This window comes from Exiguobacterium sp. s191, assembly GCF_018618955.1.
In the GTDB taxonomy this organism is placed as follows: domain Bacteria; phylum Bacillota; class Bacilli; order Exiguobacteriales; family Exiguobacteriaceae; genus Exiguobacterium_A; species Exiguobacterium_A abrahamii.
Genome location: NZ_JACSNC010000001.1, coordinates 947825 through 960613, shown reverse-complemented (window position 1 = coordinate 960613; position 12789 = coordinate 947825). Strand labels below are relative to the sequence as shown.

At 48.3% G+C, this 12789-nt stretch carries 11 protein-coding genes; 5 read left to right on the top strand and 6 right to left on the bottom strand.

All coding sequences use genetic code 11. From position 1 onward, the window contains the following. Positions 1-46: 46 nt before the first annotated feature. From KNQ09_RS05140 to KNQ09_RS05115, 6 genes are read right to left on the bottom strand one after another with little or no spacing between them, the layout of a single operon-like run. On the bottom strand, positions 47-574 hold the full coding sequence (locus tag KNQ09_RS05140) for an HAD-IIIA family hydrolase (protein ID WP_214857702.1): 528 nt from the start codon (positions 572-574) through the stop codon (positions 47-49). A 17-nt stretch (positions 575-591) separates the two neighbouring features. Then, positions 592-3228 (bottom strand): ABC transporter permease, encoded by a 2637-nt coding sequence (locus tag KNQ09_RS05135; RefSeq protein WP_214857701.1) that lies wholly within the window; start codon positions 3226-3228, stop codon positions 592-594. 14 nt (positions 3229-3242) lie between these two features. Next, complete coding sequence (locus KNQ09_RS05130; RefSeq protein ID WP_214723299.1) at positions 3243-3659, bottom strand: NUDIX hydrolase; 417 nt, start codon at positions 3657-3659, stop codon at positions 3243-3245. 52 nt (positions 3660-3711) lie between these two features. Further along, positions 3712-6354, bottom strand: a complete 2643-nt coding sequence (locus KNQ09_RS05125; RefSeq protein WP_214857699.1) for an ABC transporter permease — start codon at positions 6352-6354, stop codon at positions 3712-3714. A 19-nt stretch (positions 6355-6373) separates the two neighbouring features. Beyond that, positions 6374-7141 carry a hypothetical protein gene (locus tag KNQ09_RS05120; protein ID WP_214857697.1) on the bottom strand — a complete coding sequence of 256 codons (768 nt, stop codon included), beginning with the start codon at positions 7139-7141 and terminating at the stop codon, positions 6374-6376. A gap of 27 nt (positions 7142-7168) precedes the next feature. Beyond that, positions 7169-7864: an ABC transporter ATP-binding protein gene (locus KNQ09_RS05115; protein ID WP_214857695.1), complete on the bottom strand. Its 696-nt coding sequence runs from the start codon at positions 7862-7864 to the stop codon at positions 7169-7171. A gap of 168 nt (positions 7865-8032) precedes the next feature. Between KNQ09_RS05115 and KNQ09_RS05110 the strand changes: the two genes are divergently transcribed. Genes KNQ09_RS05110 through KNQ09_RS05090 form a run of 5 tightly spaced genes read left to right on the top strand, consistent with a single transcriptional unit; the run spans position 8033 to position 12707 of the window. Continuing rightward, positions 8033-8890: an efflux RND transporter periplasmic adaptor subunit gene (locus tag KNQ09_RS05110; RefSeq protein ID WP_133207335.1), complete on the top strand. Its 858-nt coding sequence runs from the start codon at positions 8033-8035 to the stop codon at positions 8888-8890. After that, entirely contained in the window at positions 8890-9567 is a 678-nt protein-coding gene (locus KNQ09_RS05105; protein ID WP_133207334.1) for an ABC transporter ATP-binding protein, read from the top strand. Before KNQ09_RS05110 ends, KNQ09_RS05105 begins: the two co-directional genes overlap by 1 nt. Beyond that, positions 9564-10709 carry an ABC transporter permease gene (locus KNQ09_RS05100; RefSeq protein WP_149427415.1) on the top strand — a complete coding sequence of 382 codons (1146 nt, stop codon included), beginning with the start codon at positions 9564-9566 and terminating at the stop codon, positions 10707-10709. Before KNQ09_RS05105 ends, KNQ09_RS05100 begins: the two co-directional genes overlap by 4 nt. A 16-nt stretch (positions 10710-10725) precedes the next feature. Next, positions 10726-11397 (top strand): response regulator transcription factor, encoded by a 672-nt coding sequence (locus KNQ09_RS05095; protein WP_214857693.1) that lies wholly within the window; start codon positions 10726-10728, stop codon positions 11395-11397. Further along, positions 11394-12707 carry a HAMP domain-containing sensor histidine kinase gene (locus KNQ09_RS05090; RefSeq protein ID WP_214857691.1) on the top strand — a complete coding sequence of 438 codons (1314 nt, stop codon included), beginning with the start codon at positions 11394-11396 and terminating at the stop codon, positions 12705-12707. Before KNQ09_RS05095 ends, KNQ09_RS05090 begins: the two co-directional genes overlap by 4 nt. Positions 12708-12789: the final 82 nt, after the last annotated feature.

Sequence of the window (12789 nt, the reverse complement as noted above, 5' to 3'; positions counted from 1 at the left end):
TAACAAAGGCGCGACTTCCGTTGTGGAAGCGCGCCTTTTTGTTTGTTTAGTTTTGCGTATCGAGCCAAGCAATCGCGGCCGTCAAGTCGTCGGCAATATAGTCGACGTTTGCTTGTTCCACGCGATCAGCGTAATCACGAATGGAGCTCTCTCCGGCACCGGTTCGAACTAAGATTTTGATACACCCGGCGTGCGCAGCTGCCATCATATCACTCCATCGGTCCCCAATGACGACACATTGATCGAGTCGGAGATCGTGTTTTACTTTAGCTTGCCATAATAATTCAGGTGAAGGTTTGCGACAAGTGCAACAATCTTCCGCTGCATGCGGACAAATCAGCGTATCATCAAAGCCGAAGTTCTGTAATTCTGTTCGAAAATCCTCTTCACGCGCCAATCCCTTTGAAATACCAGGTTGATTCGTAAACGCAATCAGTAAAATCCCTTGATTGCGTAAGCGTTCGATTAGCGAAGAAGCGTAAGGAAATAACGCAAACGTTCCAGGGTAGTGGACAGTGGCATCTCCACCAATCGTTCCGTCTCGGTCAAGAAATATTGCCTGAATAGAATTCATGTGTACAACTCCTTTGATTACGAAGCATCTTTTAGTTCTTGGTACGGTTGAACACGTGCGGCCAGTTGTGCTGGGATGAAGGCGGCGATGACACCGAACAAAATCGGTAAGGCAAGCGATACACCAATCAACAACGGTTCATTCCACGGTACGAGATCGTACAAGACATAAATCGTCGTATAGGCGACAATCAGTCCAATGATTCCGGAAATCAGACCAACAAGGAAGCCTTCGAGGACGATCAATTGACGGATCGCGCCGTTCGTCCAGCCGAGTGCTTTTAAGACGGCGAGCGAAGCCCGGCGATCGGTGACGTTTTGCCACATGATCTCTCCCGTCGTCAAAATAGCGATCGTGATCGCAACACCCATCGTCACGTAATGCATCGGACCGACTTGCAGGGCAACGAATTGACCGAGCCACGATGTATAAAGCACTCCTTGTAAATGGAACGTCACGAATAAGAAGAACGTCAGCAGTGCCGTTGGGAGAGCAATTGAGAGAACGGACAAACTATTGCGCTTCCATTTCCCAATCAGCTCTTTTAGTGCGAGTGTCACCGTTGAACGAAGTTTCAGTCCGACGCGAGCTGCTTTCGCGTATTCACCGGTCTTGATTGCTTCGTACGGTGAGATGCGACGGATCGTCCACGCCGACCAGGTCGCGCCAGCCAGGTAAATGACGAGACTGAACAGCGCAATCCAGAGGAGGCTCCAGCCGTTCATCGCTTCGTTACGGACATACGAGAAGATCCCTTCGACGATCAAGGCGATTGTTGAAACGAATCCGGCGAGGATCGCCGCCTCGATCAGGACGATTTTGTAGAGATCCTTCGTCCGCCAGCCGAGTGCGAGTAAAACGGCAAATTCTTTTCTGCGCGCGAGCATCGAGACATAACTCGTCGCGAGGACATAGACGATGGCGACGGCAAGCATCGCGAAGATGACACCGGAGAACCCGACGCTCGTCTCGCGGAAGATTGTCATCGCAGCACCGATGTGGATCCAAGGTTGTTCAATCCAACCGAGCGTCTTGCCGTCATCGATCACCTTCGTGACGACCGGTTGAGGAGAGGAACCTTTGGTGATAGTGACCATCAATCCGGTTTTCTGTTCGATTTGCTTTTTCACGTCTTGGAGTAGTCGCTCCGACTCTTCACTGACGGTCGAAGCCCCCTTGATTTTAAGACGAATCGAAGAGATCGCTTGTTCTCCATTGACTGCTCGCGCGCTGTCAATCGTCGTCAGGATGTTTGGAGAACTCGTCAACAGTCCGACGGGATTACCAGACGTATCAATCGATTTCGCTGGGTTGACGGGTTCGCCCTTCGCATCTAAAACAAGATCGGCAGACGAAGGACGATAAGTTTCCATTGGTAACTCGTTCAGCGGGTCTTTTGAAACCTTGATTTTATTAGGATCGTATAAACCAACGACTTTAAATTGTAAAAATGGAAAGATGATACTAGATGAGCCCGGTTCTGCTCTTTTGACCTTTTGTCCCATTGATGTGAGGGAACGAAACCCTTTATCAGAAATAAGTTCCTTCTCAAAACCGATTCCTGAAATTCGTGTCGGCGTCGCGGATACTTCAAAAGCTGTGCTCCATCGGCTTGAAAACGGACTAGCCGTTGATTGGAATCGAAGAGGACCGGATTGATAAACCAATTGTCCTCCTTCTGCATATTCAGAATCCGTTTGTAAGCTGTTTGTCTTTTCAACCATCGTTCTCAGATAGGTTTCTTCTACTTTAGCGGTTGGGATGGACAGGTGTTGAATATTCTTAGCGGGATAAGAGGCAAGAGGAGAATCGATAATAGACCGTTTTGGTTGTGATTTGATAACCTTATCAATTAGTTTTTGCTGATCTTGTTCGGTTTGATAAGGAGCATCGAGACGTTCGATATCATAGTCGTAACTTCCTTTATTAAAGGAGTTCGGATTTACTAAAATCGGGATGATGTTTCGATTATTAGCAGTATCTGACTCATGGTGGTCGGTCGAATTGAAGTATCGGGATTTGTTCGTCGTACGCACACTCTTGTCCAAACCGACCAGTCGTGCTTCTTCTTTTGGATCAATACCGACGATCAGGACTGGATTTCTAGCGACAGCCGTTGAAAAACCATCAATTTGTTCAGAAATGAATGAAGCGTTCTCAGGAACTTGAACTTTTGTTCCTTGAGCAAGATGAAGCACAGTTTTTGATTGTCGCTCCTTCTTGAAGCCGTTTTGAATATAAGTGGTTTCTGTAAAACGATAGATTCCTGGTGTGGAAGGAATTTTAATCGCTTTTTCAAAGGAAACATTAGACATGACATACCCCATGACAGCGACCGGGGCTGCAATATCAACCTCATTCATTTGTTTGATTTGTTGATATTTTTTAAACGAAATCCCACCATTGATCCCATTGAGATAATTCGGTTCGAGTAAATTATTTGATTCCGTCGACATCTGACTGCCTTTCGGTCGAACGACGATATCATACGCGGACGACCATTTCTTTTGTAACGTCTGTTCGACCGTACCCTGACTTGAATCGGTCAAGTTGAACATCAGACTGAGTCCAGCGCTGATGATGAGCGCACCGACGAGCGTCAAAATGAATTTTCCACGTTGCCGGCGCCACTGGTTTAAGACAAAACGAAACATCGTCATTCCTCCTTTTATGGGGTAAAAGCTACGAAAAACGGATGAGACTGTTCATCTAAGATATGTATGATTCGTTCGCTGAAGTTCGACCACGTTACGCGTCGTAACACTTCTTCGAGCGGGAAAAAACCGACTGCTAAACTTTCGCTGCTCGTCTGCGGTTGACCACCAATCGCTTTTGCAAGCCAACAGGTCGCACAGACATTCGCCTCGAGATTTTGATAGATGCCGCAAAATTTCACGATTTCAATCTCAATTCCAGACTCTTCTTTGACTTCGCGAATGATACCGTCAGCTGCACTTTCCCCAGGCTCGACGATGCCACCCGGAAACTCCCAACCGCGATCTGGTCCTTGGATCAAAAGAATCTCGTTTTGGTCATTCAAGACGACCGCTCCTGCTGATAACGAATAAATCGATGTCGGTAACATAGACTTCCTCCTGTGAAGAGAGGGACAACGCCTGTTGCCCCTCCGCCAAATATTAAGATGCATCTTTCAGTTCTTGATACGGTTGAACACGTGCTGCCAGTTGTGCTGGGATGAAGGCTGCAATGACACCGAACAGAATCGGTAGGGCGAGCGATACGCCAATCAACAACGGCTCATTCCAGGGAACAAGATCGTATAAAACGTAAATCGTCGAGTAGGCGACAATCAGTCCAATGACTCCGGAGATGAGACCGACGAGGAAGCCTTCAAGGACGATCAACTGTCGGATTGCGCCGTTCGTCCAGCCGAGTGCTTTTAGGACGGCGAGCGATGCCCTACGATCGGTGACGTTTTGCCACATGATCTCACCCGTCGTTAAGATAGCGATCGTGATCGCAACACCCATCGTCACGTAATGCATCGGACCGACTTGCAGGGCAACGAACTGACCGAGCCACGAAGTGTAAAGAACACCCTGTAAATGGAACGTCACGAATAAGAAGAACGTCAAGAGCGCCGTCGGTAGAGCAATCGAGAGGACCGACAAACTGTTCCGCTTCCATTTCCCGATTAGTTCTTTTAGTGCGAGTGTCGCGGTCGAACGAAGTTTCAGTCCGACACGAGCCGCTTTCGCGTATTCACCGGTCTTGATCGCTTCGTATGGTGAGATGCGACGGATCGTCCACGCCGACCAGGTCGCACCAGCCAGGTAGATGACGAGACTGAACAGCGTGATCCAGAGGAGACTCCAGCCGTTCATCGCTTCGCTCCGAACGATTGAGAAGATTCCTTCGACAATCAAGGCAATCGTCGAGACGAATCCGGCGAGGATTACCGCCTCGATCAAGACTATTTTGTAGAGATCCTTCGTCCGCCAGCCGAGTGCGAGTAAGACAGCGAATTCTTTCCGGCGGGCGAGCATCGAAACATAACTCGTCGCGAGGACATAGACGATCGCGACAGCAAGCATCGCGAAGATAACACCGGAGAACCCAACGCTCGTCTCTCGGAAGATTGTCATCGCAGCACCGATATGAACCCATGGTTGTTCAATCCAACCGAGTGTCTTGCCTTGTTCGACGACTTTTATGACGACGGGTTGTGGGGAAGAACCCTTAGTGATCGTAGCGATGAGGCCAGTTTCTCGCTCGATTTGTTGCTTCACGTCTTGGAGTAATTGTTCTGACTCTTCACTGACGGTCGAAGCCCCTTTGATTTTTAGACGAATCGACGAAATCGATTTTTCACCATATGTCTCTTTTGCAACATCAAGTGTTGTTAGAATATGCGGTGAGTTTGTCAGTAGTCCGACCGGGTTTCCAGACGATTGAATTTTTCGAGCTGGATTGATCGGTTGTTGTTTTTCGTCAAGAACTAAATCAGCCGTTGACGGTCTGTACGTCTCCATCGGTAACTGATTTAACGGATCTTTTGAAACCTGAATGTTGTCAGCATCATATTGTCCGATGATGTTCATCGAAAAATAAGGTACGACGTAAGGGAGCATTCCCGGATCTTTCGAGTTAAATTTTTTGCCCGTCGATTGAATCGAGCGATAACCGAATGTAGGGACATTAGTTTCAGAAAAACTCCAATTTTTTAATTTTGTTGGAGCTGTTTCAACGGCATACGCATTGGACCAGCGTGTAGGAAAGGGACTTTTAGTAGACTTGTATTTTAGTGGACTCGTTTTAAAGAATAGACCTACCTCAGTGGAACCAGTAGCGTCACGATTCATGAATCGTGTCGTTTTTCCATTCAATGAATTTAGAAAAATACGTTGCATATCCATGACGGAAACTGTTTCCTTCTGTAGAACTTTTGCTGGGTAGTCATTTAAAGATGAATTAAACGACGTTTTGTGCAGATCTTCTTTTGCAAGACGATTGATAAACGAGTGTTGCTCTTTGGCAGTCGAGAAAGGTACCTTTAATTTTTCGACTTTAAATGAAAAATTACCGCGACTCACGGCATCGGGATCGATGATGACTGGGATGGTATGGAATGAGCCATCACTTCCTCCTTTACGATATTGGTCCGTTTCTTTAAAATACCGTGAATTTTTACCTTTAAGAATACTCTTGTCTAGTCCGACAAGTTTAGCTTCTGCGTCTGGATCGATTGCAACGAGAAGTGTCAGGTGATTCATCGTAAGATTCGAAAACTCTTGTATCGGTCTGGTAGAGAATGTTTTCTTTTCTGGAGCAGGATTTTTTAATCCCTGGGCAATATGATAGGACTGATCATAAAGGCGCTCTTTTTTAATACCCGAGTCATCGTATTCTTGCGTCGTTAACCGATATACTCCGTCTTCTTTTTGGAATTTTAAGACCTTCGGAACGTTAACATTGATGCTTGCATAACCCATCACGGCGACGGGTGCCGCAATTTCAATGTCGTTCATTTTTTTGATGGTTTCGTATTGTTTGAAGGAAATCCCACCATCGATTCCATTCAAATAGTTCGGTTCAAGTAAATCATTTGACTCACTTGCAAGTTGACTTCCCTTCGGTCGCACGACGATGTCATAGGCAGACGCCCATTTTTTTTGTAATGTCTGTTCGACCGTTCCTTGACTGGAGTCGGTCAAGTTGAACATCAAACTGAGTCCGGCACTGATGATGAGCGCACCGACGAGCGTCAGGATAAATTTCCCGCGCTGCCGGCGCCAGTGATTGATGACGAAACGAAGCATATGTAGTCTCCTTTGCTTATTATTGGGAGATTTGCGTCTTTAAATAATGTGCAAGATCTTGTTCGAAATGGTGAATCGCTTGTGCATCGAGTGCTTCTGCTTCTGCTTGCGCCGCGTAGCGGGTGACGAAGTAAGGGGAGAGTGGCGTCACCAGATGAATGCGCTCCGTCCAGTCTGTCAACGATTCATGGCTTCGCCGCTTGAGGGCACGTGGTAAGCGTTGATTAAAATCAAATAGCATCAGGCGCAATGATTCTTCAGGCGGAGTAAGCATCGATTGAAGGTTTGCTTGTTGGACATAACTTTCAGGAGATGGTTGGACCCAATGGTTTGCTTCACTTTCAGATTCTCGTGATTGTGATGAACGTCGCCGACGACGAAGAATCCGGTATCCTACGAAAGCAATGAGTAAAAGTACAGCGGTGATTAGAAGTTTGTTGGAAGAAGACGTACTTTCTACGATATTCATTAACGAAAGCGGAGGGAGATTTTTTACTTTTCGATCACGTGGTGTTCCACCCGTATTTTTATTTTGTTCATCGGACTCACCTAAATCGATGCCGTCTTCTAGCTCATTGATTTTGTCATCGAAATTACAACTATTTTTTGTGAAGAATAAATTGGATAAGTCATTATGATTACATCCCCGCACGATCGTCGTCTCCTGTTCCGAGAAGTCCGCATTCTGAAACGCTTCATACGCGGACTGCGTCGATACCGATAGCAACAGAAAAACGACGAGTGAGCCGATGAAGCTCGTGATTAATTTGGCGCGAAACGTGTGCATCGCGGGACACCTCCTCATTAACAGTACTTAGACACTTTGCACCGTGCGCTTCCGGCGATCTTCGACGATCCGTCCATCCTGCATGAAGAGAATCCGGTCAGCACGTTCGGCGAGTTCCAAGTCGTGTGTGACAAATAAAACGCCACACTTGGCTTCACGATGCAGCTCCAGTAACAGTTCGAAGATTGCGTCACCGGTCACGGAATCGAGATTACCGGTCGGCTCGTCCGCGAGAATCCATTGCGGATGATGGAGCAGGGCACGGGCGATCGCGACCCGTTGTTGTTGACCACCGGATAATTGAGCCGGTAAAGCATTCCGTTTGTCGTCGAGCCCAACCCGTTCGAGTAACTCGAGAATCCGCTCCTCTTGATTGAAGGATGTCTTTTGCTTTAACAAGGCGACCTTTAAGTTCTCAGATATCGTCAGTGCCGGTAATAAGTGAAACTGCTGGAAGATGAAGCCGATCTCTTGCGAGCGAAATTGCGATAACCGTTTGTTCTTCCAAGACGTGATGTCCTGTCCGTCATAAAGAATCTGACCGGACGTCGGGCGATCGAGTGAACCAAGGAGACTCAGGAACGTTGATTTTCCAGACCCGGATGGACCGACGAGTGCCGTCACCTCACTTTGCGAAAACTGACCGTTTAGTTGATGCAAGACGTCGGTCCGGATACCGCTTCGTTCGAATGTATGCGAAATATCTTGAAAGGTAATATCCATATGACCACTCCTTTTACATAATTTGGTTATGTTCAGTGTATTATTTTTAGAAAATTTTGTCTATTGCGTTTTTATTTTTGACCAAACCACTTTTTTTACATTTGTTCATAGTTGGTTCATAACTTCTCCTTATGATCGGATTAACACCAATCAAGGGAGGCATTTAACATGAAACGAACACGCAAGAAATGGTTATGGATCAGTGGAGGGGTCATCCTGGTACTCCTATTAATCGGTTCCACGCTCTTTTTAGGACGAGGAGAAGCACAAGGAACGAAGGAGGTCGTCGAGTCGAAGACATTAAAAACATTCTTCTACTTCTCAGGCACGCTTGAAGCGAAAGATCGACAGACGGTCATCAGTGATCGTGATGTCCGTGTCACCGACGTTCGATTTGAAGAAGGGGATACCGTCAAATCAGGTCAAACGATCATCAGCGTCGAAGGAGGAGAAGATTTCAAGGCACCTCGCTCCGGACAACTCGTTCGTCTTGACGTCACGGAAGGCGAAGCCTATGCCCCGAATACCGTCCTCTTCGTTGTTGCAGACAACAAAGCGTTGATCGCTCGTCTGAAAATTGATGAACAAGATATCGAACGGATTGAAGTTGAAGATGCGATTGAACTACAGACGGATGCATCTGATAAAACCATCAACGGGAAGGTCGAATCGATTAGTCCGGAAGCTGTGACGGAAAATGGAAGTACGTATTTCAATGCAAAGGTGTCGATACCGAGCTCGTCAAACTGGTTACCCGGCATGACGGTCGAGGGACGTTTACCATATCAACTCGCACAAGATGTACCTGTCTTATCGCTCGATGTCATTTCGTATTCGAAGTCGGATCGTCCGTATGTGTATGTGAAAAAAGACGGGGAAACGACTCGTCAATACATCGAGACGGGCGTGACGGACGGACAGGATATTGAAATCAAGGACGGATTGTCCGCCGGAGACGAAGTCTTCCTGCCGAGTGAAGACGGTGGTTCCGGTCTTCTTCCGACTCCACCAGGAGGTGCGTCCTGATGCCGGTCGTTGACTTGCAAGAAATCCAAAAATCTTACGGCGAAGGAACCAATCGTCACATCGTCCTCGATCGAGTATCGCTGACGATCGAGGCTGGTGAATATGTGACGATCCTCGGACCTTCGGGTTCAGGAAAATCAACGCTGATGAATATCATCGGATGCCTCGATGTCGCTTCAAACGGCGTCTATCGCTTGCAGGAGCAGCTCGTCCACGATCTATCCGAGGATCAGCTAGCGACGATTCGCAATGAAGAAATTGGCTTCATCTTTCAACAGTTCCAGTTGCTACCGCGCATGAGCGTCTTACAAAACGTCGAATTACCGCTCATCTATGCCGGCGTCTCGCGCAAAGAGCGCCGCGCACGATCGCTTGAGCTCCTGGAACGTGTCGGATTGACAGATAAAGCCGATGCCTTACCAAGTCAACTGTCCGGTGGTCAACAACAACGGGTTGCGATTGCCCGGGCGCTCGTGACGCGACCGACGATCTTACTCGCCGATGAGCCGACCGGAGCGCTCGATCAAAAGACAGGGAAACAAATCATGGAGTTGTTCGAGAGCCTCTCAGAGGAAGGGAAGACGATCATCATGATCACACACGATGTCAATATTGCTAAGCAAGCCCGCCGGATCATCCGGATCGAGGATGGTCAGGTGACGGAGGTGACGACATGATTCGCGAAACGTTACGGATGGCATGGTCGAATATCTGGCATCATAAGATGCGGTCGTTCTTGACGACGCTTGGTGTCATCATCGGTGTCGCATCGATCATCGCCTTAATTTCGATCGTCAACGGCGCGACGGCCTCAATCAACGAAGAGGTCGCGTCGTTCGGTGCCAATAAATTAACGGTCCAAACGACAGAGACGCCGTTGAAAGAAGGATTATCACCTGCACAACTGGAAGAGTTAAACACGATTAAAGGAACACGCGGTGTCTCACCGACCGTTTCGACGGTCCGGGACGTCCGTGTCGAAAATCACACGCTCGACCAAGTGACGATCGAAGGACGAAACCACATCTATTACCGGGAATCAGAAGATGTCCCGCAAGGACGTGGTATCGTCATCAGTGATGTGAAACAACAGACGCATGTCGCCGTCGTCAGTCCGTCCGTCGCCCGGACGCTCTATCCGGGTCAGGTCGCGATCGGTAAGACAATCAAGCTCGATGGACTCGATTACCGGATCGTCGGTGTCAGTGACGCGGATGGCGATCAAATCGTCATTCCCTATACGACAGCCCTGCGGACGCTTGGGGTGACAGCCGTTAAGCAAGTGGATGTCTTCAAGACGGACGCGGCAGACGTCGCGACCGTCAAACGGGATGTCTCGGCAAAGCTGTACCAGTTCTATAACGGACGCGACGATACGTATGACGTTGTCAGCTTGGATGAAGCCCTCGATTCGATTGACCAAATCAATACGATGCTCTCGCTCTTGTTGACGGGTATTGCGTCGATTTCCTTAATCGTCGGTGGGATCGGCATCATGAATATGATGCTCGTCTCGGTCACGGAACGAACGACGGAGATTGGCTTACGTAAAGCACTCGGTGCGAAACCACGTACGATCCGCCTTCAGTTCCTCTTGGAATCGATTCTGCTGTCCTTGATGGGTGGAGTGATCGGCATTCTTGTCGGAGCGATGCTCGCATTTGGCGTCAGTCTGATGATTAGTACACCGTTCACACTCTCCGTGAGCACGATTCTGCTTGCCGCCGGATTCTCGATCGGTGTCGGTGTCTTGTTCGGTTATATGCCAGCGCGAAAGGCATCTCGTTTGAATCCGATCGAAGCCTTACGAAATGTTTAAGTGAAGGAGGAGGACGATGGTAACGATTTTGATTGCCGAAGATGACCGGAATGTCCGTCTACTATTAGGCGAGACACTCCGGTCCGCCGGCTTTACGGTGATTGAATCGAGAGACGGGAAAGACGCACTCGACCAACTCGATCAGAAACACGTCGACCTCGTCGTGACGGATGTGATGATGCCGCACGTTTCAGGGATCGAACTGGTTGAGTTGCTGCGTGAATCAGGATACGAACAACCTGTCTTGATGTTGACGGTGCTGGATTCCTTTCAGGATAAGGAAGCCGGGTTCACGACCGGTGCTGATGATTATATGGTCAAGCCGGTTGATTTGGACGAACTGTTACTTCGGATCCGAGCTCTGTTACGACGGTCAAAGATCGTAGCAGCGCAAGAATTAATCGTAGGTGCCCTGCAACTACGGATGACGGACGCGACGGTCGTAACGCCTCATGGTGAGATACCGTTACCACAAAAGGAGTTTCAACTGCTCTATCGCTTGCTGGCACATCCGAAGCAGATTTTTACGCGTCAGCAGTTGATGGACGAAATTTGGGGATATGATGTCGAGAGCGACAGTCGGACGGTCGATGTCCACATCAAGCGGTTGCGTGACAAGTTCAGCGCCTATGATGATTTTACGATCGAGACGGTCTGGGGACTCGGTTATAAGGGAGTGATCCAGTGAAACGCTTCGTCCGCTCGATCTCTGGTCGCTTTTTCGTCATCCTCTTCGGTTTATTGTTACTACCACTGCTGTTACCGTTCATCATGACGATCTGGTTCCAGTTCCAAGAAGTCGATCAAGACCTAAATAATCAATTGCAACAACGAACGGATCAGATTGAACGATTGATGCAAGACCAAAACCTGTCGTTCGCTGAGGCGAGTCAGTATATGGATCAGTCTTTGATTCAAACGACACAATACACGTCGCTCAATCAAGTACAATCATTATCGTCGTCAGAACGTGACCAGTTACAGCAAAAGGGTGAAATCACGATCGGTGGAACGTGGCTCGAACCGTCGCAATACATTCGCCAAACAGAGACAGGATATCTCGTCTCGACACCGATTGCCGGACAACGCATCCTTGACGGATTACGAACGTCAGCTGGGATCGGTATCGTCATCACGATCGGCGTCGCCTTCATCCTGACGTGGCTTGCCGTTACGCTCGTGACACGACGGATTCGTAGCATCAGTGAAGCGGCGATCGAAGTGACGAACGGGAACTATGATGTCTCGATCAAGGAAGGTGGAAATGATGAGGTCGCGCTCCTCGTTGAAAACTTCAACCACATGACCGAAGCACTGCGACGAAACGACCATCTCGCAAAGGATCTCGTCGCCTCGATCTCGCATGAGTTGAAGACACCGATTGCTTCGATTCAAGGATTTTCTAAATTGTTACAGACAGAAGAAAACTCGGATAAACGGCAGCAGTACTTGAGGATCATGGAGCAAGAGAGCACCCGTCTATCACGCTTGACGTCAAATCTCGTCCGCTTGTCGCGGCTTGATCATCAGACGATCATCGAGCGGAAACGGTATCGCCTCGACGAACAACTTCGGACATGTCTTTTACTACTGGAACGACAATGGACGGAGAAATCACTTCGACTGGAGCTCGATTTACCGGAAGTGTCCGTCGAGTGGGAAGAGGAACTGATGCAGCACGTCTGGCTCAATCTGCTGGAGAACGCGATTCGTTATTCGCCGGAATCGGGAGTGTTAGAAGTGACCTTAAGTGAAGGAAAGAACATTCGTGTCACGATTCGCGATGAAGGACCAGGAATCGCAGAACAGGACTTACCGTACGTGTTCGATCGCTTTTATCAAGGCGAACAGTCACGAGCGAATGAAGGACATGGTCTTGGATTATCGATCGTTAAACGAATCATCGATTTACATGACGGTGAGTTGACGATTAAGAATCATCCAGATCAAGGAGCAATCGTGACCGTTATGTTGATGGCGCACGAGACGCGAGAATGATGACAGACAAAAAGGAGCGCGGACTTACACGAGACTCTCGTGAAATTCCGCGCTTTATTGCTTTTTTTGCTTGTAGTCGTGA

Coding starts and splice junctions, on each gene's coding strand:
- KNQ09_RS05095 (WP_214857693.1), top strand. CDS start 10,726: ATGGTAACGATTTTGATTGCCGAAGATGACCGGAATGTCCGTCTACTA.
- KNQ09_RS05135 (WP_214857701.1), bottom strand. CDS start 3,228: ATGTTTCGTTTTGTCTTAAACCAGTGGCGCCGGCAACGTGGAAAATTC.
- KNQ09_RS05120 (WP_214857697.1), bottom strand. CDS start 7,141: ATGCACACGTTTCGCGCCAAATTAATCACGAGCTTCATCGGCTCACTC.
- KNQ09_RS05140 (WP_214857702.1), bottom strand. CDS start 574: ATGAATTCTATTCAGGCAATATTTCTTGACCGAGACGGAACGATTGGT.
- KNQ09_RS05125 (WP_214857699.1), bottom strand. CDS start 6,354: ATGCTTCGTTTCGTCATCAATCACTGGCGCCGGCAGCGCGGGAAATTT.
- KNQ09_RS05105 (WP_133207334.1), top strand. CDS start 8,890: ATGCCGGTCGTTGACTTGCAAGAAATCCAAAAATCTTACGGCGAAGGA.
- KNQ09_RS05110 (WP_133207335.1), top strand. CDS start 8,033: ATGAAACGAACACGCAAGAAATGGTTATGGATCAGTGGAGGGGTCATC.
- KNQ09_RS05100 (WP_149427415.1), top strand. CDS start 9,564: ATGATTCGCGAAACGTTACGGATGGCATGGTCGAATATCTGGCATCAT.
- KNQ09_RS05115 (WP_214857695.1), bottom strand. CDS start 7,864: ATGGATATTACCTTTCAAGATATTTCGCATACATTCGAACGAAGCGGT.
- KNQ09_RS05130 (WP_214723299.1), bottom strand. CDS start 3,659: ATGTTACCGACATCGATTTATTCGTTATCAGCAGGAGCGGTCGTCTTG.